Source organism: Flavobacterium sp. (assembly GCF_044357305.1).
Taxonomy (GTDB): Bacteria; Bacteroidota; Bacteroidia; order Flavobacteriales; family Flavobacteriaceae; genus Flavobacterium.
The window spans coordinates 59,232-80,643 of record NZ_JBIKPS010000007.1; the positions used below are offsets into that span (position 1 = coordinate 59,232).

Genomic DNA, 21,412 nt, shown 5'->3' on the forward strand with positions numbered 1-21,412 from the left:
ATGGAGTTTTCAATTGATTTTGGTTCACGAAAGATAGTGTATACTCTTTTGTATTCAAAACGTAAGACATTAGGTATAACAGTAAATCCAGACATGAGAATAGTTGTGAAAGCACCTGAAAACTCTTCAACAGATTTAATTGCAACTAAAGTTAAAAAACGTGCTGCATGGATAATAAAGCAACAAAATTTCTTTTTAACATTTCACCCCAAACTAAATGATAAGAAATATATATCAGGGGAATCCCATTTTTATTTAGGTAAACAATACCGAATAGAAGTTATTGAAGACAAGAAAAATGAAGTTAGTTACAAGGGGAGATATATTCAGATTAAAACAAAGAATAAATCTAATGTTGAAAAATTACTTAATGACTGGTATAGAATAAAAGCAAAAGAAAAATTTGAAGAGATTGCAACACCATTAATTGAAAAATTTAAAAAGTATAATGTTGAGCCAACTGGTATTTTTATTCAAGGAATGAAAACCAGATGGGGGAGTTGTACCCCAAAAGGCAAAATAATATTAAATCCTGAATTAATCAAAACCCCAAAGGGCTGTATTGAGTATGTAATTATACATGAACTATGTCATTTGGTACACCACAGTCACAATCAGAAGTTTTTTGATTTACAGGTGAAAGAATGTCCTTTGTGGGAACGTTGGAAAAAGAAGTTGGAGCAGTTTGGATAAATCATTCTAAGCGTTTAATATTGATTTAGAATTTTTTCATTATTACAAATTAATTACTATGAGCCGTTCCTATAAAAAAACTAAAATAGTTGGTTACACTACTAAGGTATCAGAAAAACAAGATAAAACAATTGCAAATAAAAAATTACGTAGGTTAGTAAAAGTTAGAATTGCAAAAAAAAATGAAATTTTACCCTTATTAAGGGAAGTGTCTAATGTTTGGAATTTTGATAAAGACGGAAAACGATATTACTATAACATAAATAAAGAGGGAATGAGAAAATAGTATTTACTAAAGGTGCTTTTATAAATTAATTCATTTTGCGAGCATTTATTAAAATACTTGCGGTTTGTCACTTTGCTCAGGAGGTATTTTATGTGTAACAAAAACATAGTTTGAAATATCTATTCCATTAAATCTTTATTAATAAAAAGACGATTGGCAGTAATAGCTTTTCTTTCAATTTTTATTTCATTGTATGTTTCTTTATTTAATTTAATCTATTTTATCTAAATTTTTATTATATAAATAATTAATATTTTCTCCATTTTCCAATCCAGTTAATTGATAGTATTCACCAGTGTCATCTTTGAGATATTTTATTTTTTCTATTGAAACATTATGGTTAAATATTATTTTTTTAAAGTTTTTTTTGGAATGTAAACTATAATTTTCGCTTGATATAAATAAAGTTAATTGATTATTGATGTTAAATTCATACATGTTATTTGGTTGTTTTGATGTGTCAATGGATTTGATTTTCATTTGGGATTTAATTATAGCTGATTGTATTTCAGAAATAGGCACCTTGTCAATAGCATATCTTCTGTAAATAAAACCTTTCCAATAATCTTTTATGTTATCTGTATTTATTTTAGAATTAATGTTATTTAGTGAATTTGTAAAATTTAATAATATGTCTAATTCTTTTAAAATGTTTTTTTTGAAATCCGATGGGTATTTCAAGCATTGAATAGATGTATAATCTAATGCTTGATTAAATAAAAATGTACGAGTGGTTTTGTTTTTAAAAAGGCTATGGTAATAATTACTTAAACCGTTAATTTTATTCCAATCGTAGCCTTTATTGTTTGTGTAAAATGCATATGTCGGATCAGATACAGTAAATTCTGGTGTAATTAACCAATATCCAATAGAGCGACTTTTCGAAATATGGGTAATGTATGTTGTAATATCTTTAACTGAATTAGTTTCTGTTTCAAAAGATCTTAAAATAGCTGTATTTAAATTTGGAAGTGATTTTTCAACTATTAGATCTTCGTCTGTATCTATAAAATAAGATTTTATTTCTATTGATTCTCCATCTTTTAGGGTATGAGTAAATTTTCTAAGGCCCTCATCGGTATTTAATAATTTGTTTGCAGCTATTGAAGCAAAACTAATTATAAGGATAATAAACATGTATTTTATTTTCATTTGATAATTTATTATTAATATCAATATATATTCAGTATTTACTGTAAAATATTTGTCGTACAGAATTATTGTTAGTTATTCTTTCAATTTCCCGTCTTTATATGTTTCTTTATTTACTGTTTTATTTGTTATTAAATCTACATAAGAAGTTTTACCATTTCTTAAACCATCTTTAATTTTTCTTATTTCTTTAATGTTTTTTTCATTATTTAAATATTCAAATTCGCCTGAAAATAATTCACCACTAAGTTTAATGTATTTTTCATTTTCAAGTTCATCATTATTGAAATTGGATTCAATTTTAATATTTTGATCGTAATAATAATTTGTCCACAAACCAACGCGATCTTCTTTGTAATATTTCCCTATAGTATAGGGTTTATCTTCTTTATAAACACAAAAAGCACCATCTTTATAACCTTTAGTTCCATCCGATAGTTCTTTGTCAACAGCTATTAAAAACAATGGTTCAAAATAATAATCTTCTATTTCTTTCTCAAAATCATACCAATATTCTTGTGTAAAATAGCCATCAACTTCTGTCCAAACTGTTTTTTTAACCTTGCAAGTAAATAGTTTCTCTTCATATATCTCGTACATATTTTTTTTAATACCTAAACTGTCTAATGAAATTAATTCTTTTAATTTGCCATTTTCATATTTTAATATTTCTGAAATTTCATCTTCTTTAAGATATTGAATCCATTTACCTTCTTTTGTATTATTTACGTATTTACCTTTTTTGAAAATATTGTACGGTTTGTTGTCAATATCTAGCAAAGTATATTTATGTTGCCATTCTCCATCTTTTAAACCATTTAAATATTTTCCTTTCGATATAATTTGGTTTATAGAGTCACGTAACTCATATGGTCCGTTTAACTCATTATCTTTAAAATAAGAAGTTTCTAATATTTTACGAAATACATATCTACTACAAGTGTCTAATTTTATTCCATTTTCATCCATTTCATCACAAGGATATCTTACTTCATTTTCATAAGAAAATCTTGTTGATTTGCCATTTAATTTGCCATTATAATAGTTTTGAGTTAAAAATAGTTCCTTAGCATTTTTTTCAGGTTTTCCATCTTTTTTAATCCAATTTGGATAATAATATTTCCATTCACCACTTTCTAAGTTATTGTTGTAATTTTCTTCGCTTCTTAAAGTTCCTGTAATATCATAAATTTTCCAATTTCCAGATTTATTACCATCGGTATATTGTCCTTCTGTTAATAATTTTAATTTTGAAATATCAGTATTTATTAAACCACCTGATAGGAATTTTGATTGGTCAAAATAGATTTTATAATTACCGTGTAATTCATCTTCTTTGTAATTACCAACAATTAAGCTATCACCTTGTACTTCTTGAAATAATCCGTCTTTTAAATCATTTAAATAATTTGTATAAGTTAGTAGTTTTTCATTTTTACCATCAATATAATAGGTTTTCCAAGTTTCATTTTTTTTATCATCAAGATACTGACCGTATTCTTTTAAAAAAAGATTATCAGTTTCACCATCATAATAATAATTTATATGCTTTCCATTTTTTAAATCATTTTTAAAAGTTGTTGTATAAGAAATTTTATTGTTTTCATAAAATGTGAGTAAACCATTTTTTGAATCATTACTTATCAAATATTCTGCATTTTTTTCCCCAGTTTCTTTATATTCAACCACTTTACCACTAGCGATTCCGTTGATGTAATTTGTGGTTTTTTGAAGATTTCCATTTTCATCATAAAATTTTAATAACCCATTTATTTTTCCATTTATTAAGTTGTATTCTGCTTTTATAATATCATTTTCATAATAGTCTGTTTTTTCTCCATTTTGTGCATCATAAACTCCCGCCTTTTTTATTAAAGTTATACTATAAGCGGTTAAACTTCTATCTGACCAATCCTCATCTTTTCTTTTTGAGTTTGAAATTTTTAATGTGTAACCTAAATTTGCATAAGTTGATATGACTTTTTCGTCTTCAATTTCACTATCAATTAGTTTAAAGCCATTTGTAATTAATGAATTTTGAATTAATAGATATGATGTTTTGTTAAAAATTGAATAAAATATTTTATTTGGATAATTATCAAAGGTGTATAAGTAAAACCAACCTTGTGCTTTATCGCTATAGTCTTCTTTGTTGTAAGACCAAGTGATTGTGTTATATTTATCATCGCTGCCTTCTTCAGAATTATAGTAAGTCCAACCTTTAATAAGCATAAATTGATTAACGTCTTCCCAATTTTTTTTATTACAAAGAGAAGCTAAATCAGTTAAAGTAAGTTTCTGACCAAAACCATTTAAGGATAAAAAAATTATTAAAAGTAAAAAAGTTAATTTTTGTTTCATGTGTTCTTTTTTAATGAGCTCCGATGATATTGCTACTAATTTGTTAATATGCATTACAAAGTACGTTTTTCATACTAAAAGTAGGAAAACAATTATATTATTAATGTGAAATAATTTTAACAAATATATAAAAGTAATCTTACAAAATTATACATTTATTGCGATAATTTCTTTAATTTTTGTGTTTAAAGATGGCGTTATTTTTCCTTGTTTCATTTTCCATTGTTCGCCTAGGGATTGGCTGGCAAATTTAACTTTGTTGGTGCCGAAGCTTTTGTTCATTTTGTCTATGACAAAACTCTCCAAAGGTTAGGAAGCCGAAACCGCATAATAATATTTTGTAATGAACGCAATATTAATTATCAAAATGAAGCAAACAAAGAGCTGTTTTAAGGGAAACTAGGACTAAACAAGAAATGAATAAGTAAAATAAAAAGTTTTTTTATAAATTACTTTAATAAATGAGAATAATCATCAGGTAAAGCAGCATCAATGTCTCTTAAATATTTTTCAAGAGCTTCCATTGTTTGATGTCCAGTAATTTGCATTAATCTACTTTTGGCTTCAAAAGGGGTTAGTGTTTTGCATAATTCCTTATAAAGATTAGTTATAGCGGTGTGTCTAAAACTATATAAGCCATAATCTTCGTTCAATCCAAAATGATCTTTAATAATCTTAAATCTTTTAGAGAAATAATCTCTTCGGTTATTTTCTTCTGTTTTCCATTCCCCACCAATTTGATTTGGAGTAAATAGATAATGATCTGGATTCATTTTGGAAAAATCAGGTAATAAATCAATTATTTTTTGAGGTATAATTTTAACTTTAACCGCTTTGTTTTTTGCTCTTACAAATAACTTTTTACCTTCTAGATCCAAATCACCAATTTTTAGTCTACACACCTCTACTGGTCTTAAGAAGTTGTAAGAAATAAATTGTATAAATAGCAATAAAATAGGATCATTTTCCTTAACGTATTTTAGAATATCAATTTCTTGTGTATTTGAATATGTTTTGTTTCTTTCTGGTGCTGATTTTAGAACATTAATGTTTTTAACAAAGTTATCTTTCATTAATTCATTATCAACTAATGTCTGAACTAAAGAGCTTAAATCTGCTCTAGTATTATTTCGGTTACTAGCACTAGTGTTTTCTAATACATGGTTTAAATAGTTAATAATAGTTTTTTTAGTTAATGTTGATATTTTATGAGTTGGATTCCCATTTTCATTTAACCAAATAATAAATCTATTAACTCTTCCTTGAAAACCACTATAAGAAGTTTTACTTAAAACATTTTTTTTGATTGTTAATCCAAAATCAAATGCTTCCCGAATAGAGTATTCTTTTTCAATAATTATTTCTTCTTCAACTTTTCCTTGAATTTTTTCTTCAACTTCAATAGGTATTACAACAGGAGTATTAATAATGCCTTTTTTGGGATCTAATTTTTCTTCTAATAGAGAATTATCTTGATATGGATTAAACCCCTGTTTAAGCAAAAAAATAATTTTAGCTTGAATTTTTTCAAGCATATCAATTCGTTCTTCTTTTGTTTTTAGTCTATTTACTCCAGCTTTAATATTGGATTGACGTTCTAATTTTCCTGTTTTTGGGTTTCTAAATGAAAAATAGGCATACCAATCTTTTGATAAAGCATCCTCTTTTTCTTGTTTAGAGAGTTTGTTCCATTGGCTAATATCAGCGCCTCCAGTATAAATTTTTGGTTTCGAAAAGTTAGATGTCATTGGCAAATCGTGTACGATATCGTGTACGGTTTGTAAAAGTAAGAAAATTGAAGACATAAAAAAAGCGGATATGTGAACACAAATCCGCTTGTTTATTGACTTTAATCTTTGTAGCGAGAGAGAGATTTGAACTCTCGACCTCAGGGTTATGAATCCTGCGCTCTAACCGACTGAGCTACCTCGCCATGAGGGGTTGTGCGCCTTTGAACGCGGGTGCAAATATAATACTAATATTACAGCATACAAATATTAGGTCAATAAAATAAAATATTTTTTTTCTTTGGCTGTTTTTTAAATAAAAATTATATATTTATAAAAATTTATACTATGACGCCTAAAGTTCGTTACGAGATCGAGTTCCCGATTAATTCATCGCCTCAATTATTATATCCCTATATTTCATCGCCTTCTGGATTGCAAGAATGGTTTGCCGATAGTGTTAATTCTCGTGGAGAATTTTATACTTTTGAATGGAATAGTTCTGAAGAAAATGCTCGTTTAGTTTCTAAAAAAGCAGGTGAGAAAGTGAAATTTAAATGGATTGACGAGGATAAAAATGATACGGAATATTACTTCGAAATTCGAATTCTAGAAGACGAAATTACTAAAGATGTTTCTCTTTTGATTGTAGATTTTGCTGAAGAAGACGAAATGGATGAATCTATTAAATTATGGGAAAATCAAGTCTCCGATTTAAAACATATTATTGGATCTGTTTAAAATAATCACTTTTTTAAAGTTATATTTGCCCTGTTTTTAACAGGATTTTCTTATGATTAATTGCAACGGTTCTTTTCTTTCTTCAGATATTTGTTTATCGGCCTCCAATCGCGGATTTCTTTATGGCGATGGTGTTTTCGAAACTTTAAAAGTGGTAAACAATAAAATACTTTTTCTGGAAGATCATTATTTTAGATTAATGGCTTCTATGCGAATTGTGCGAATGCAAATACCTAATAATTTTACTTTAGAATATCTAGAAGAGCAAATATTAAGCACTGCTATAACCAATAATTGTGAAGCTTCTGCAAGAATTCGTTTTACTGTTTATAGAAATGACGGTGGATTTTATACGCCAGAAACCAGAACGATTTCTTTTGTTATTCAGGCTTCTCCATTGGCTAATGCTTTATATTCTTTTACAGATGCCAACTATGAAGTAGACTTGTATAAAGATTTTTTTATTGCAAAACAATTGCTTTCTACTATAAAAACTACCAATAAAATTATCAATATAACAGGTAGTATTTTTGCTCAAGAAAATGATTTGCAAAACTGCTTATTGCTTAATAATGAAAAAAATGTAGTCGAATCTTTAAATGGTAATTTGTTCCTGCTAATAGATGGCAAACTCGTTACCCCGCCTATTGAAGATGGTTGTTTAAATGGCATTGTTAGAAAACAAGTGCTTGCTATTGCCAAAAAAATAGAAGGATTGGAAGTGGTTGAAGAGTCTATTTCGCCATTTGATTTACAAAAAGCCGATGAATTATTTATTACAAATATAATTATGGGAATTCAACCCATTACCCAATACCGAAAAAAAACATTTTCAAATGTCTTTGCTAAAGAATTGCTTCAAAAATTAAATAATTTAATTTAAACCCGGATTTTCAGGGGCGTTAGACCATATAATATATTCTCCGCCCAATTCGTTTATTTTTTCTTTCCAGAATTGTTTAGATGATTTGCTTAATATTTCTTTTTTAAGATTGTTGATTGCAATAATCCACGAATTGTCTTGGAGTTCTGTTTCTAGTTGTTTTTCTCCCCAACCAGTATAACCAAGAAAAAATCGAATATCTTCTTTATTTATTTTTCCGTCATTTATAAGGCTTTTGGTTAATTCAAAATCACCTCCCCAATAAATGCCATTGGAAATCTCTACACTATTAGTTATTAGTTTTGGAATGCTATGAACAAAATATAAATTATCTTGTTCTACAGGTCCGCCATTGTATATCTTGAACGACGCTTCAATTTCTGGAAGTAAGTCGCTAATAGTGAAATCTAGTGGTTTGTTTAGGATAAACCCTACAGAGCCTTCTTCATTATGCTCAGCAAGCAAAATGACGGACCTGTTAAAGGAAACATCTCCTAAAATAGAAGGTTCTGCAATAAGGAGTTGTCCCTTTTGAAGTTTTTCTGAAATCATAATGGAACATTTTTATTTAAAAGTACAAATAATAACACTATTATCTAGTTTTATTTCAAAAAAAAATCACGCCAATAGCGTGATTTTATATTGAATTGGAAACTTGACTAGTTTACTGAACCTTCTAATTCAGCTCCAGCTTTAAATTTCACTACATTTTTAGCAGCAATTTTAATAGTTTTTCCAGTTTGAGGGTTTCTACCATCTCTTGCAGCTCTGTTAGAAACTGACCAAGATCCGAAACCTACTAAAGAAACTCTTCCTCCTTTTTTCAAAGTAGATCCTACATTTCCTAAAAATGACTCTAAAGCTAATTTTGCAGCAGCTTTTGTAATTCCTGCATCAGCAGCAATAGCATCGATTAATTCTGATTTGTTCATAATAATAGTTATTAATTGTTGGTTAAAAATTGTTGTTAATCAAAACAAATTTAGTAGAAATTACACACTACACAAGTGATTGATGTTATTTTAGCTAATTTTGTTGATAACTCTAGGGTTTTGTTAATAAAAGACTGTTTTTTTATTGTTTTTTTGTCTGAATTTTCAATGTTTACTATGCTTTACAAGGCTTTTGCATGGTTAGAAATCGACATTCCGTTTAATAATTCGGCTGTATTCATTCTCTTTTTTCCTGGAAACTGCAAACTTGTTATTTCTAAAAAACCTCCTAGGACTGCAATTCGTAACTCTTTCTTGGTGGTAAGCAGTTTTCCAATGGTTTCTGAATGTGTCTCTAATTGTAATTTAGCATCATAAATCTTAACACTCGATTCTGTTTCATCATCTATAATAGTACACCAAGCACTAGGATAAGGAGAAAGCCCTCTAATAAGGTTATAGATATCAATTCCTGATTTTGTAAAATCAATTTTACAATTGTCTTTATTTAGTTTGTAAGCTGTTTTATCTTCACTAGAATCATTTTGTATAGTGGTGGTTGCTTCTCCTTTTTCTATTAATTCTAAAGTTTCCGTTACGGCATCACATCCTAAATTCATTAATCTGTCGTGAAGCGCTCCAGCATTTTCAGTAAAAGCAATAGGAGTTTCTTTACTTAGAATAATAGCACCAGTATCTATTTTATCATCAATAAAAAAAGTAGTAACTCCAGTTTTGGTTTCGCCATTGATGATAGCCCAATTAATAGGTGCCGCTCCGCGATAATCGGGCAAGAGGGAAGCGTGAAGATTGAACGTACCCAACTTAGGCATTTTCCAAACTACTTCGGGTAACATTCTAAAAGCAACAACCACTTGTAAATTGGCGTTTAAACTTTTTAATTCCTCTAAAAAATGTTCGTCTTTTAAATTGGTAGGTTGCAATAAATGCAATTGGTGATCTAAAACATATTCTTTTACTGCCGAATATTTTATTTTTTGTCCGCGACCTGCTGGTTTGTCGGCAGCGGTGATTACGCCAACCACTTCGTAGTTATTTTTTAGAATGGAGTCTAAAATACCCACAGCAAATTCGGGCGTACCCATAAAAACGATTCTTAATTTTTCCATAGTATCATTGCGAGGGGCTGCGAGGCACGTGGCAAAGCAATCTCAATATTTTTTTAATATTATTTTTTTATCGAATATAAATTATTGGCTTGAACGATAATAGTATTGTTTTCCAATAAATTTTGAAGTACAAAGATAACATCGTCTTTTGGATATTTGGATAATTTTTGAATATCTCTAGAATTCAATTCCTGAATTTTTAGAAGTCCAATAATTTTTTCGGCAAGGACTACAAAATCGGTTTTTACTTTATCTTTAGATATACAGTAGGAGCATATTCCACAATCATCAGTAACCGCTTCTCCAAAATACTCCAACAGCAACCTGCTTTTGCATTTAGTATCTTCCTTAATATACTGTAGAACTGATTTTAGTTGACTAGTTTTAAGTTGGTTTTGCGCTTCAAGATATTTTGCAACTCTACTAATAGTTCTTTCGTCTTCGCGAACTTCATTAAAAGTGATGGAAGCATCGTTGCTTTTGGAGTGCAATTCTATGATTCCTTTTTCATTTAATTTATGAAGAATTGCTAAAACTTGATTTTCCTCGGCATTGGATTTTTTAGCAATCAAAGAAAGATTTAACACCGATTGCGATTCGTAAACCCCTGGATTGGTGCGTAAGATGGTAAGAATTACTTCCTCATCTTGCGGATTTAAACTGATGTACCGCATAACTTCTTTGGAAGGAATACAAAATTGTAGCGTTATTTTTTCAGAAAATTCTTGCGATAATGTAAGAATTCCTTGTCGGTCTAGAAACTGCAGGGCATTGTAAACTTTCAAAACAGAAAAACTGTATTTAGTACAAAAATGGTTGATGTTAAAGGTAAACTTTTCATCCATTCCTTCGCCATAGGCAATTTGAAAATAATTGCAAAGTTTGATAAATACCAAATTTAAAAATGCCTTATCGGATAATATGCTTAAAAATTGGGCTTCTACATGAATAACATCGGATGGATTGGTGAGTAAAACTGCAAATGCTTTTTCGCCATTTCTGCCCGCACGACCTGCTTCTTGATAGTAGTTTTCTAGATTTGGCGGAATGTGCAAATGGATTACTATTTTCACATTGGCTTTGTCTATTCCCATTCCGAAGGCGTTGGTAGCAACAATAATTTGCACTTTTTCATCCATCCAAAGCTGCATTTGCTTTTCTTTCTCTTTGGAAGAAAGTCCGCCATGGTAATACGTAGCCGTATATCCTAACGATTGCAACTGGTTGGCAGTTTCGGAACAAGCTTTTCTGTTATTTACATATATTATGGAAGGCTCCGGATTTTTCTTTAGAATTTGCTCCATCAAGTGGAGTTTATCTTCCACATTAAAAACCATATAGGCTAAATTTTCTCTTGCAAAAGACTTGGTAAAAATCTGTGGATTATTCATTTGCAATTGCACCAAAATATCTTCTTGCACTCTTTTGGTTGCCGATGCCGTTAAAGCCAAAAAAGGAACTTTAGGAAAATACTCTTTGAGTTTTGCAATTTTCAAATACGCCGGTCTAAAATCATGTCCCCATTGGGATACACAATGCGCTTCATCAATGGTAATAAGATTTATAGGTAGGTTTTTAATGCGTTCCAAAACCCAGTCGCTTTGCAGTCGTTCAGGAGAAAGGTATAAAAATTTGTAATTACCAAATTGGCAATTGTCTAAAAGGTCAATTATTTCATCGGATGCAATGCCGCCAGTAAGGGCGATGGCTTTAATTCCTTTGTTTTGTAGGTTGTTTACTTGGTCTTTCATTAGGGCAACCAGGGGCGATATTACCAAGCAAATCCCTTCCATAAGCATAGCAGGAACTTGAAAACAAACCGATTTTCCGCCACCAGTAGGCATTAAACCAAAGGCATCTTTTCCGTCTAGAACGTCTGCAATAATTTCTTCTTGCGGTGTTCTAAACGCATCGTGTTTCCAGTATTGTTTTAGAATAGCTAACGGATTGGACATTTTTAATCAATTACGAATTACAAATTAGGAATTATGTATAGGATGCAATGATGTTGTAAATGTAATAAAAACGAGTTTATAATTGATTTATAATATAATGAATGCGTTCTTCCACGGTACCTTTAGGAACTTCAATTAAATTGTAACCGTATTTTTCGTAGGTTTCGGTAAGGTGGTTGTAGATGAGTTTGGCTTGTTCAAAGTTTTCGTAACGTTCGTCATCGCTTATATAAATTTCTTCCCAAGGTGGAAGCAAGAATATTTTAGTGTAAGAGTGTTCGCGACAAGCAAGATCAAAAAATGCAGGATAACTATCGCCAATATAGTGCATGTAGGCTAAAACATCTGGGATTCCTCGGTCTAGAAATACAATATCGTGTGTTTCTGCTACAGCATTGTGGAATTGCTTTTTTCTGCCTTCTAAAAGTAGTTCGCTAAAAAGCAACGGATTCTCTAAAAACAACTGTTCGATTCCTTGTTTTTTGGCTTCCATAGTTACCTCGCGAGAAATCTCGGGATAGCAGCAATATCCTTTGGCTAGTAAGCCGTCAATGATGGTTGTTTTTCCTGTTCCGGGACCACCAATAATAACTACAATTTGTTTCTTCAAAATTTTTGGAAATAAGGGGCAAATTTATTGATTTGTTTTAGATAATTGGAATTGTTTAAGGGTTTTATTTTCCGTTAAATATAAATTGCAGTTTGGTCTTTAATCTAAGGCTTTCTTAAAACTAATACCCGTAATAGATTTAAATATTAGCCTTTTAGAGCATTAATTACCACATAACAATTAAAGTTGGATGATAAAAAAATTAACTTAGTATTGTAAATACATATTCGAAGACTGCAAATAAATTTTACTTTGAAATTATTCTTTAATATAGTCAACTAAAATAATTTATTTTTTCTTTGTCATAGGATAACTCTGCGAAGTAATTTTACCCTTTACTTTACCAGAAATAATAGCAACCAAACTATGATTTTTCATTAGTTTGTATTGGATTTTTTGAGGATAATCATGTTTTGGATTTTCAAAAACCAATAAACTATCTTGGTCATTTGTCATTTGAAACGGAATGGGAGTATCGTTATTTTCCCCTTTAATTGTTGCGATATATATAAGATGTTCCCCATCTTGCACCAATTCTATTTGTTCATCATGAAACGTATCTTTTTCGTTTTGAATATAATAGGATTGTCCAATAAAAGTGCTATCGTCTTTACTAGTCCAAATTTCTTTTAAGGTTCCTAAGCTATCCGTTTTTTCCCATTCTCCAAGAAGCCAAGTGGCTTTTTGCAATTCGTTATATTCTTTTATCAAATTGCCTTTCGCATCGTATTTATTACAAGAAATAACTAAGATTAAGGCAACAGTTGCTATAGAGAATGCAATTTTTTTCATATCCAAATATTTAATACTACAATACTATGAAAAATCTGCCAACCGAACACTGTTAACTGAACACTTTTTTTATTACTTTTGCACTCCAATTAAAGAATACAAAATGTTAAATAGACTTCAATATGTAAAACAGCGTTTCGACGAGATTTCGGATTTGATTATTCAACCCGATGTTATTGCCGATCAAAAACGTTATGTTCAACTAAATCAAGAATATAAGGGATTAAAAAACCTAATGGAGAAGCGAGAAGAATACGTTACTCTAGATGGAAACATAAAAGAAGCCAACGAAATTCTTGCCGATGGTAGCGATCCTGAAATGGTAGAAATGGCCAAAATGCAATTGGAAGAAGCTAAAGAGCGTTTGCCAGAATTGGAAGAGGAGATAAAATTTCTTTTGATTCCTAAAGACCCTGAAGATGCTAAGAATGTTATGGTTGAAATTCGTGCCGGCACTGGTGGGGATGAAGCTTCTATTTTTGCTGGAGATTTATTCCGAATGTATACTAAATATTGCGAAGCCCGCGGATGGAGAACCTCAGTGGTAGATATGAACGAAGGAACTTCTGGCGGATTTAAAGAGGTTATTTTTGAAGTTACCGGTGAAGATGTTTACGGAACTTTAAAATTTGAAGCTGGTGTTCACCGCGTGCAGCGGGTTCCTCAAACGGAAACACAAGGTCGTGTGCATACTTCAGCAGCAACCGTAATGGTTTTGCCAGAAGCAGAAGAATTTGACGTACAAATTGACATGAACGATGTTCGTGTGGATTTCTTTTGTTCCTCAGGACCTGGTGGACAATCAGTAAACACTACTAAATCGGCAGTTCGTTTAACCCACATTCCTACAGGATTAGTGGCGCAATGTCAAGATCAAAAATCACAACATAAAAATAAAGACAAAGCTTTTACCGTTTTACGTTCCCGTTTATACGAACAAGAATTAGCTAAAAAACAAGCGGAAGATGCGGTTACGCGTACTTCACAAGTAAGTTCCGGGGACCGTTCGGCTAAAATCCGTACTTACAACTATGCCCAAGGTCGTGTAACCGATCATCGAGTTGGACTAGACGTTTTTGACATGGATGGGGTTATGAATGGAAAAATCCAAAAATTTGTAGACGAACTTCAGCTGGTAAACAACATGGAGAAACTGAAAGAAAGCGAAGTTTTATAGAAAGAGATAATAGAATATAGATTAAATAATAAAGATGCCAAGCTAGATTTAGTTTGGCATTTTTTTTGAAGCGAAATGCTCGGGACTTATCGGTAATGGCATTTCCCGCTTTTCGTTTCAATCTGTCATTGTGAGGCACCAAGCAATTCAATACACCAAATCATTATCACAATGACAGGATTTTCACTTCAATCGGGGCTAATTAGTATACCATTTTTATTTTTGTTTCGGTTTTCATGGTGAACTTTGCAAAAACTTTGCGAACTTTGCCGTTAAACACACAACAATGACTACTGAACAATTAATTGAACAAATTCAAATCAAAAAATCCTTTCTATGTATTGGTTTGGATGTTGATTTGACTAAAATACCACAGCATTTACTAGAACTCGAAGACCCAATTTTTGAATTCAATAAAGCAATAATTGATGCCACTCACGATTTGTGTGTTTCCTATAAACCCAACACTGCTTTTTACGAAGCCTATGGAATTAAAGGATGGCAATCCTTAGAAAAAACAATAAATTATCTTAATGAAAAACATCCAGAAATATTTACTATCGCCGATGCAAAACGTGGCGATATCGGAAATACTTCAACCATGTACGCCAAAGCTTTTCTCGAAGATTTGAATTTTGATAGCGTAACCGTTGCCCCTTATATGGGTAAAGATTCTGTAGAACCTTTTTTGGCCTTTAAAGACAAACATACCATAATGTTGGCACTGACTTCTAACGAAGGCGCATTTGATTTTCAAACCAAAAATGTTGACGGAAAAGAACTCTATAAAGTAGTAATTGAAACGTCTAAATCGTGGAAAAATTCCGAGAATTTAATGTATGTAGTTGGAGCCACCAAAGCAGAATATTTTACGGAGATTAGAAAAATAATTCCTGATAGTTTCTTATTAGTTCCCGGAGTTGGAGCTCAAGGCGGAAGCCTGCAAGAAGTTTGTAAATACGGAATGAGTAAGAATGTAGGTTTGTTAATCAATTCTTCTCGAGGAATAATTTTTGCTTCAAATGGAATTGATTTTGCCGAAAAAGCAAGAGCAGAAGCCTTGAAAATGCAATTGGAAATGAAAACAATTATTAACACCAATTTTTAGATGACAAAACGCGATTTATTTAGAGTTCTAATTAAGATTTTCGGATTTTATTCTGGAATTATCACCTTGTTTTCTATAGTTCCAGGTTATGTATCCACACTACCAAATGATTTTATTCCAATGCTGTTCTTGTTTGTATTCGGAATGATATTCTTATCGTTATTGTTGGTTTATGTTCTTATTTTTAAAACGGATTTCATTATTGATAAATTAAAATTAGATCAAGGATTTGATGAAGATAGAATCCAATTTGAAAATCTTAATAACGAAAATTTATTAAAATTTGCAGTACTAATTATAGGTGGATTTTTAGTTTTAGATTACTTACCAAGTTTTTTAAACCATACTTTTCAAGCATTTAAAACTAAAATACATTCTACAGAAAATAATATTTATACTATCAATTATTTCAATTGGATTTCTAGCGGAATTAATTTAGTACTAGGCTATTTATTACTAACTAATTTCAAAAGAATTGCATCCTATTTTAATAAATTATGATAGCCTATACCATATACAACAACGAAAACTCTAAGGAATGGGTGACTTTTGTGCATGGCGCAGGAGGAAGTTCGTCTATATGGTTCAAGCAAATACGGGAGTTTCAAAAGCATTTTAATGTATTGTTATTGGATTTACGCGGTCACGGAAATTCCAACGAACTAATAAAAAAAGCATTCCAACAAAAATATACGTTCCAATCTATTGCCGAAGATGTTTTGGAAGTACTAGATCATCTAAAAATAAAAACTTCCCATTTTATAGGAATATCCTTGGGTACTATCGTTATTCGGCAATTGGCCGAAGTGCATCCCAATAGAGTGAAAAGCATGATTATGGGAGGTGCCATTTTAAAAATGAATTTCCGTTCCCAAATCCTAATGAAATTAGGGAATATCTTCAAATATGTATTACCTTATTTGGTATTGTACCGATTTTTTGCATTTGTAATCATGCCCAATAAAAACCACAAACAATCTCGGTTATTATTCATAAACGAAGCCAAAAAACTCTACCAAAAAGAGTTCATTCGATGGTTCAAACTCACTGCAGAAATTAACCCGGTGCTAAAATGGTTTCGCCAGCAAGAGTTAAATATTCCAACCTTTTATGTAATGGGACAAGAAGATTATATGTTTTTGCCTTCTGTTAGAAAAGTGGTAGAGAAACATTTTAAATCGTCTACATTATTTGTAGTTGAAAACTGTGGACATGTGGTGAATGTAGAACAACCCACTATTTTTAATCAAGAAGTTATTGCTTTTATTCAGCAAAATTAATTTTGAGACAAAAAAAATGCCAATGCTTAACAAACACTGGCAATTTTATTAACTTAACTAAACCAAACAAAATTACAAATCCTCATTTATAACACTGCAAATGTCCGTTCTTTTCCCTATAGCAATGTTAAGAGAATGTTATTCTTATGTGTTTGATTATTAATTTTTTACAAATTATTTTTTATTCAACAAACCAAAAACATTTTGCAATAAAGGGGAAGTTCTTGATTTTAAATCGGTTCTAATATTTTTTTCTTCTACAGCAATCATTTTGAAAACTCCTTCCATAGATTTATTGGTAACATAGTCCGTAATATCTGGATTGACTTTGGTTACAAATGGAATATTATTGTATTTGGTAATTATAGTATTCCAAATTACATCCGCACCAACTTTTCCAATAGATTGCTTTACCACAGGGCTAAATTTAGCATACAAATCTTTGTTGGTAGTTCCCTGAAGATAAACTGTTGCTGCATTTTCACTTCCAAGAAGTATTGATTTGGCATCGGTGATATTCATGTTTTTTACGGCCGAAACAAAAATTGGAGTGGCTTCTTTAACCGCATCTTCTGCGGCCCTATTCATTGCTGTAATTCCTTGGTCGGCTAAATTACCCATACCTAATTTTCTTAGAGTACTCTCCACTTTTTGCAATTCGGCAGGCATAATTATCTTGACCGCTTCATTTTTCAAAAAACCATCCACAGCCGTTAATTTAGAAACTTCTTTGGTTATTCCGTTGTTTAATGCTTCTTTTAATCCAGCCGAAATATCAATTGGGTTTGATAATCCAGAAGTAGTTGGGGTTACTTTGGGTAAAGATATATTAGGTTTCTTAATGGTAATTTTCTTAGGAAGACTTTTCAATTGCGCCATTCCAATCATGGGAACTATCAGTAGTAAATAGAATATTTTTTTCATCTTTTTTGGTTTTAATTTTAAATGCTAAAGCAAATATAATGCCTCAATGTTCAAATTGTATTAAAATTAAACTAAATGTAGTTTTAATTGGCAAAGATTTAGAGGAATTAAAAGGGTATAAAATTATTAAATTCGTAAATTGCGCACTCAAATTTGATTAAAAATTACCAATGGAACCACAAACGCCCTATATTCCTAAAAATAAAGTAAGAATTGTTACCGCTGCATCTCTTTTTGATGGTCACGATGCTGCCATCAACATTATGCGTAGAATTATCCAATCTACAGGTGTTGAAGTCATTCATCTTGGTCACGACAGAAGTGTAGAAGAAGTAGTAAATACTGCCATTCAAGAAGATGCCAATGCTATTGCAATGACTTCCTATCAAGGAGGGCACAATGAGTATTTCATGTATATGTATGATTTGCTTAAAGAAAAAGGAGCAGGGCACATCAAGATATTTGGTGGTGGCGGAGGTGTAATTCTTCCTACAGAAATTGCAGAACTTCAAGCCTACGGAATCGAACGAATTTATTCACCAGACGATGGACGTGCTATGGGTTTGCAGGGAATGATTAACGATTTAGTGAAAAGAGCTGAACAAGCCCCCCCCGCACCCGAAGGGGGAGCTGCGCATATAGTGCAAATGCTTGCGAAAAAAGAAGTTAACACAATTGCTCGATTAATTTCATTAGCCGAAAATAAACCCGATGAATTCCACAAAGTTTTTCCTCAAACCTCTCAAGCTCCCCCTTCGGGGGCGGGGGGGGCTCCAGTCCTAGGAATTACAGGAACCGGTGGTGCTGGTAAATCTTCGTTGGTAGATGAATTGGTACGACGTTTTTTAATTGATTTCCCAGAAAAAACTATCGGATTAATTTCTGTAGATCCATCCAAAAGAAAAACAGGTGGTGCTTTGCTTGGCGATAGAATTCGTATGAATGCCATCAATAATCCTAGAGTTTATATGCGTTCGTTGGCAACAAGACAATCCAATTTGGCATTGTCTAAATATGTGAACGAAGCCATCGAAGTGTTGAAAGCGGCTAAATACGATATTATCATTCTAGAAACTTCTGGAATTGGTCAAAGTGATACTGAAATTATGGACCATTCCGATGTTTCGTTATACGTAATGACGCCTGAATTTGGTGCCGCAACCCAATTGGAAAAAATCGATATGTTGGATTTTGCCGATTTAGTAGCCTTAAATAAATTTGACAAACGTGGTGCTTTAGATGCCATCCGTGATGTTAAAAAACAATACCAACGCAATCATAATTTATGGGATGAAAATGTAGATAGCATGCCAATTTTTGGAACTATCGCTTCCCAATTTAATGATCCCGGAATGAACACGCTCTACAAATCTATTATGGATAAAATTGTAGAGAAAACGGGAGCCGATTTAAAATCGACGTTCCAAATTACTCGTGAAATGAGCGAGAAAATATTCGTAATTCCGCCACACAGAACCCGTTATTTATCTGAAATTGCAGAGAATAATAGAAAATACGACGAGACAGCACTTTCGCAAGTGGAAGTTGCTCAAAAATTATACGGAATTTTCAAAACCATTGAAACCGTTTCAGGTAAACCACCGGAATTAACTAAAGTTGGTTTAGTGGATATTGTCATTCCGACGAAGGAGGAATCTCATCAATTTTTGGAATTACTTCATAAAGAATTCGACCGAGTAAAAATGAACCTTGACCCTTATAATTGGGAAGTAATTTTAACTTGGGAAGAAAAAGTAAACAAATACAAAAACCCTCTTTATAGTTTTAAAGTTCGGGATAAAGAAATCAAAATTGCCACGCATACCGAAAGTTTATCGCATTCTCAAATTCCGAAAATATCCTTGCCTAAATACCAAGCCTGGGGCGATATTTTAAAATGGAATTTACAAGAAAATGTTCCTGGTGAATTTCCTTTTGCTTCTGGATTGTATCCGTTCAAGCGCGAAGGAGAAGATCCAAGCCGAATGTTTGCTGGTGAAGGTGGACCTGAACGAACCAATAAACGCTTTCATTATGTAAGTGCTGGTTTGCCTGCCAAACGACTTTCTACAGCCTTTGATAGTGTAACGCTTTACGGAAATGACCCGCATATTCGTCCTGATATTTATGGAAAAATCGGTAATGCCGGAGTTTCTATTTGTTGTTTGGATGATGCTAAAAAGTTGTATTCTGGTTTCGATTTGAGCCATCCGATGACTTCGGTGTCGATGACAATCAATGGACCAGCACCAATGTTGCTAGGCTTTTTTATGAATTCCGCTATCGATCAAAATTGCGAAAAATACATAGTTGAAAATAATCTTCAAACTGAAGTTGAAGAAAAAATCAACGAAATTTATAAGAAAAAAGGAACTGCTAGACCAAAATACCAAGGCGATTTACCCGAAGGAAATAATGGTTTAGGACTTATGCTTTTAGGAGTTACTGGAGATCAAGTATTGCCTTTGGAAGTTTATAACGATATCAAAGTAAAAACCTTATCACAAGTTCGTGGTACGGTTCAAGCGGATATTTTGAAAGAAGACCAAGCACAAAATACTTGTATTTTCTCTACCGAATTTGCTTTACGATTGATGGGTGACGTACAAGAATATTTTATCAAAGAAAATGTGCGTAACTTTTATTCGGTTTCCATTTCTGGGTATCATATTGCCGAAGCGGGTGCGAATCCTATTTCGCAATTGGCGTTTACACTTTCTAATGGTTTCACTTACGTGGAATATTATTTAAGCCGTGGAATGAATATCAACGATTTCGGACCTAATTTATCGTTCTTTTTCTCTAATGGAGTGGATCCAGAATATGCTGTGATTGGTCGTGTAGCGCGTAAAATTTGGGCGAAAGCCATGAAAAATAAATACGGTGCCAACGAAAGAGCCCAAATGTTGAAATACCATATTCAAACTTCTGGTCGTTCGCTTCACGCACAAGAAATTGATTTTAATGATATTCGTACTACGTTGCAAGCATTGTATGCCATTTACGACAACTGTAACTCTTTGCACACCAATGCTTATGATGAAGCAATTACTACGCCAACTGAAGAATCGGTTCGAAGAGCAATGGCAATTCAGTTGATTATTAATAAAGAATTAGGTTTGGCGAAAAACGAAAATCCAATTCAAGGTTCGTTCATTATTGAAGAATTAACCGATTTAGTAGAAAATGCTGTGTTGCTTGAATTCGACCGAATTACAGAACGTGGCGGAGTTCTTGGTGCTATGGAAACGATGTACCAACGTTCTAAAATTCAAGAGGAAAGTTTGTATTACGAAACCTTGAAACACACGGGGGAATTCCCAATTATCGGAGTAAATACTTTCTTGAGTTCCAAAGGTTCTCCAACGGTAATTCCGGCAGAAGTAATTCGTGCTACCGAAGAAGAAAAACAATATCAAATTGATATGTTGACCAATTTACAAAAAACAAGTGCCGATAAAGTAGCCGAACATATTGCTATTCTTCAAGAAGCTGCCATCACAAATCAAAATATTTTTGAAAAATTAATGGAAGCCACGAAAGTTTGTTCGTTAGGACAAATAACCAATGCGTTGTTTGAAGTTGGCGGTCAGTATAGAAGGAATATGTAAATAAGTAATATCAAATATGTAGAGACGCGATTTATCGCGTCTTTTTTTTA

The 21,412-nt window shown here is 31.9% G+C and carries 20 protein-coding genes and 1 tRNA gene; 9 read left to right on the plus strand and 12 right to left on the minus strand.

Features of this window, described 5'->3' with window-relative positions; translation table 11 throughout:
• Entirely contained in the window at positions 1 to 693 is a 693-nt protein-coding gene (locus ACIQ2J_RS06610; protein WP_396167742.1) for a M48 family metallopeptidase, read from the plus strand.
• Positions 694 to 751: 58 nt separating this feature from the next.
• A complete protein-coding gene (locus ACIQ2J_RS06615; RefSeq protein ID WP_396167744.1) occupies positions 752 to 979 on the plus strand; it encodes a hypothetical protein in 228 nt (75 codons plus the stop codon).
• 210 nt (positions 980 to 1,189) lie between these two features.
• Here the strand turns inward: ACIQ2J_RS06615 and ACIQ2J_RS06620 are convergent, their stop codons facing one another.
• From ACIQ2J_RS06620 to ACIQ2J_RS06640, 5 genes are all read right to left on the minus strand, one after another.
• Positions 1,190 to 2,131, minus strand: coding sequence for a hypothetical protein (locus tag ACIQ2J_RS06620; protein WP_396167746.1), 942 nt, complete (start codon positions 2,129 to 2,131; stop codon positions 1,190 to 1,192).
• A 75-nt stretch (positions 2,132 to 2,206) separates the two neighbouring features.
• Positions 2,207 to 4,492 (minus strand): hypothetical protein, encoded by a 2,286-nt coding sequence (locus ACIQ2J_RS06625; protein WP_396167749.1) that lies wholly within the window; start codon positions 4,490 to 4,492, stop codon positions 2,207 to 2,209.
• Positions 4,493 to 4,639: 147 nt separating this feature from the next.
• A complete protein-coding gene (locus tag ACIQ2J_RS06630) occupies positions 4,640 to 4,774 on the minus strand; it encodes a DUF4113 domain-containing protein (RefSeq protein WP_396167752.1) in 135 nt (44 codons plus the stop codon).
• A 167-nt stretch (positions 4,775 to 4,941) separates the two neighbouring features.
• Positions 4,942 to 6,297, minus strand: coding sequence for a tyrosine-type recombinase/integrase (locus ACIQ2J_RS06635; RefSeq protein ID WP_396167755.1), 1,356 nt, complete (start codon positions 6,295 to 6,297; stop codon positions 4,942 to 4,944).
• A gap of 54 nt (positions 6,298 to 6,351) precedes the next feature.
• A tRNA-Met gene (locus ACIQ2J_RS06640) sits at positions 6,352 to 6,425 on the minus strand.
• A 142-nt stretch (positions 6,426 to 6,567) separates the two neighbouring features.
• Here ACIQ2J_RS06640 and ACIQ2J_RS06645 point away from each other — a divergent pair.
• Both ACIQ2J_RS06645 and ACIQ2J_RS06650 read left to right on the plus strand, forming a co-directional pair.
• Positions 6,568 to 6,960: an START-like domain-containing protein gene (locus ACIQ2J_RS06645; RefSeq protein ID WP_396167757.1), complete on the plus strand. Its 393-nt coding sequence runs from the start codon at positions 6,568 to 6,570 to the stop codon at positions 6,958 to 6,960.
• A gap of 52 nt (positions 6,961 to 7,012) precedes the next feature.
• Complete coding sequence (locus ACIQ2J_RS06650; RefSeq protein ID WP_396167759.1) at positions 7,013 to 7,843, plus strand: aminotransferase class IV; 831 nt, start codon at positions 7,013 to 7,015, stop codon at positions 7,841 to 7,843.
• Here the strand turns inward: ACIQ2J_RS06650 and ACIQ2J_RS06655 are convergent.
• The 6 genes from ACIQ2J_RS06655 to ACIQ2J_RS06680 all read right to left on the minus strand — a co-directional run bounded on the left by ACIQ2J_RS06655 (position 7,835) and on the right by ACIQ2J_RS06680 (position 13,262).
• Positions 7,835 to 8,395: a YqgE/AlgH family protein gene (locus ACIQ2J_RS06655; protein WP_396167761.1), complete on the minus strand. Its 561-nt coding sequence runs from the start codon at positions 8,393 to 8,395 to the stop codon at positions 7,835 to 7,837. The genes ACIQ2J_RS06650 and ACIQ2J_RS06655 overlap by 9 nt on opposite strands.
• Before the next feature lie 107 nt (positions 8,396 to 8,502).
• Positions 8,503 to 8,775, minus strand: coding sequence for an HU family DNA-binding protein (locus tag ACIQ2J_RS06660; protein ID WP_395055022.1), 273 nt, complete (start codon positions 8,773 to 8,775; stop codon positions 8,503 to 8,505).
• Between the two features lie 182 nt (positions 8,776 to 8,957).
• Complete coding sequence (fmt, locus tag ACIQ2J_RS06665) at positions 8,958 to 9,905, minus strand: methionyl-tRNA formyltransferase (RefSeq protein ID WP_396167764.1); 948 nt, start codon at positions 9,903 to 9,905, stop codon at positions 8,958 to 8,960.
• A gap of 59 nt (positions 9,906 to 9,964) precedes the next feature.
• Positions 9,965 to 11,860 (minus strand): ATP-dependent DNA helicase RecQ, encoded by a 1,896-nt coding sequence (locus ACIQ2J_RS06670; RefSeq protein ID WP_396167766.1) that lies wholly within the window; start codon positions 11,858 to 11,860, stop codon positions 9,965 to 9,967.
• A 76-nt stretch (positions 11,861 to 11,936) separates the two neighbouring features.
• A complete protein-coding gene (locus ACIQ2J_RS06675; RefSeq protein WP_396167769.1) occupies positions 11,937 to 12,470 on the minus strand; it encodes an AAA family ATPase in 534 nt (177 codons plus the stop codon).
• A gap of 288 nt (positions 12,471 to 12,758) precedes the next feature.
• A complete protein-coding gene (locus tag ACIQ2J_RS06680; protein ID WP_396167771.1) occupies positions 12,759 to 13,262 on the minus strand; it encodes a DUF6265 family protein in 504 nt (167 codons plus the stop codon).
• A 103-nt stretch (positions 13,263 to 13,365) separates the two neighbouring features.
• On the opposite strand from ACIQ2J_RS06680, the gene prfA reads away from it, so the two are divergent.
• The 4 genes from prfA to ACIQ2J_RS06700 all read left to right on the plus strand — a co-directional run bounded on the left by prfA (position 13,366) and on the right by ACIQ2J_RS06700 (position 16,827).
• Positions 13,366 to 14,439, plus strand: coding sequence for a peptide chain release factor 1 (gene prfA, locus ACIQ2J_RS06685; protein WP_396167774.1), 1,074 nt, complete (start codon positions 13,366 to 13,368; stop codon positions 14,437 to 14,439).
• A gap of 286 nt (positions 14,440 to 14,725) precedes the next feature.
• Positions 14,726 to 15,547 carry an orotidine-5'-phosphate decarboxylase gene (pyrF, locus tag ACIQ2J_RS06690; RefSeq protein ID WP_396167776.1) on the plus strand — a complete coding sequence of 274 codons (822 nt, stop codon included), beginning with the start codon at positions 14,726 to 14,728 and terminating at the stop codon, positions 15,545 to 15,547.
• Complete coding sequence (locus tag ACIQ2J_RS06695; RefSeq protein ID WP_396167778.1) at positions 15,548 to 16,048, plus strand: hypothetical protein; 501 nt, start codon at positions 15,548 to 15,550, stop codon at positions 16,046 to 16,048. It begins immediately after the preceding gene.
• Positions 16,045 to 16,827: an alpha/beta fold hydrolase gene (locus ACIQ2J_RS06700; RefSeq protein ID WP_396167781.1), complete on the plus strand. Its 783-nt coding sequence runs from the start codon at positions 16,045 to 16,047 to the stop codon at positions 16,825 to 16,827. Before ACIQ2J_RS06695 ends, ACIQ2J_RS06700 begins: the two co-directional genes overlap by 4 nt.
• Positions 16,828 to 17,001: 174 nt before the next feature.
• Here ACIQ2J_RS06700 and ACIQ2J_RS06705 read toward each other — a convergent pair whose 3' ends face one another.
• Positions 17,002 to 17,751 carry a DUF4197 domain-containing protein gene (locus tag ACIQ2J_RS06705; RefSeq protein WP_396167785.1) on the minus strand — a complete coding sequence of 250 codons (750 nt, stop codon included), beginning with the start codon at positions 17,749 to 17,751 and terminating at the stop codon, positions 17,002 to 17,004.
• 170 nt (positions 17,752 to 17,921) lie between these two features.
• Here ACIQ2J_RS06705 and ACIQ2J_RS06710 point away from each other — a divergent pair, with 170 nt between their 5' ends.
• Positions 17,922 to 21,362 (plus strand): methylmalonyl-CoA mutase family protein, encoded by a 3,441-nt coding sequence (locus ACIQ2J_RS06710; RefSeq protein ID WP_396167787.1) that lies wholly within the window; start codon positions 17,922 to 17,924, stop codon positions 21,360 to 21,362.
• The last annotated feature ends 50 nt before the right edge of the window (positions 21,363 to 21,412 follow it).

Coding starts and splice junctions, on each gene's coding strand:
- prfA (WP_396167774.1), top strand. CDS start 13,366: ATGTTAAATAGACTTCAATATGTAAAACAGCGTTTCGACGAGATTTCG.
- ACIQ2J_RS06660 (WP_395055022.1), bottom strand. CDS start 8,775: ATGAACAAATCAGAATTAATCGATGCTATTGCTGCTGATGCAGGAATT.
- pyrF (WP_396167776.1), top strand. CDS start 14,726: ATGACTACTGAACAATTAATTGAACAAATTCAAATCAAAAAATCCTTT.
- ACIQ2J_RS06615 (WP_396167744.1), top strand. CDS start 752: ATGAGCCGTTCCTATAAAAAAACTAAAATAGTTGGTTACACTACTAAG.
- ACIQ2J_RS06680 (WP_396167771.1), bottom strand. CDS start 13,262: ATGAAAAAAATTGCATTCTCTATAGCAACTGTTGCCTTAATCTTAGTT.
- ACIQ2J_RS06610 (WP_396167742.1), top strand. CDS start 1: ATGGAGTTTTCAATTGATTTTGGTTCACGAAAGATAGTGTATACTCTT.
- ACIQ2J_RS06620 (WP_396167746.1), bottom strand. CDS start 2,131: ATGAAAATAAAATACATGTTTATTATCCTTATAATTAGTTTTGCTTCA.
- ACIQ2J_RS06695 (WP_396167778.1), top strand. CDS start 15,548: ATGACAAAACGCGATTTATTTAGAGTTCTAATTAAGATTTTCGGATTT.
- ACIQ2J_RS06670 (WP_396167766.1), bottom strand. CDS start 11,860: ATGTCCAATCCGTTAGCTATTCTAAAACAATACTGGAAACACGATGCG.
- ACIQ2J_RS06630 (WP_396167752.1), bottom strand. CDS start 4,774: ATGAACAAAAGCTTCGGCACCAACAAAGTTAAATTTGCCAGCCAATCC.
- ACIQ2J_RS06705 (WP_396167785.1), bottom strand. CDS start 17,751: ATGAAAAAAATATTCTATTTACTACTGATAGTTCCCATGATTGGAATG.
- ACIQ2J_RS06650 (WP_396167759.1), top strand. CDS start 7,013: ATGATTAATTGCAACGGTTCTTTTCTTTCTTCAGATATTTGTTTATCG.
- ACIQ2J_RS06710 (WP_396167787.1), top strand. CDS start 17,922: ATGGAACCACAAACGCCCTATATTCCTAAAAATAAAGTAAGAATTGTT.
- ACIQ2J_RS06655 (WP_396167761.1), bottom strand. CDS start 8,395: ATGATTTCAGAAAAACTTCAAAAGGGACAACTCCTTATTGCAGAACCT.
- ACIQ2J_RS06635 (WP_396167755.1), bottom strand. CDS start 6,297: ATGTCTTCAATTTTCTTACTTTTACAAACCGTACACGATATCGTACAC.
- ACIQ2J_RS06700 (WP_396167781.1), top strand. CDS start 16,045: ATGATAGCCTATACCATATACAACAACGAAAACTCTAAGGAATGGGTG.
- ACIQ2J_RS06645 (WP_396167757.1), top strand. CDS start 6,568: ATGACGCCTAAAGTTCGTTACGAGATCGAGTTCCCGATTAATTCATCG.
- ACIQ2J_RS06625 (WP_396167749.1), bottom strand. CDS start 4,492: ATGAAACAAAAATTAACTTTTTTACTTTTAATAATTTTTTTATCCTTA.
- fmt (WP_396167764.1), bottom strand. CDS start 9,905: ATGGAAAAATTAAGAATCGTTTTTATGGGTACGCCCGAATTTGCTGTG.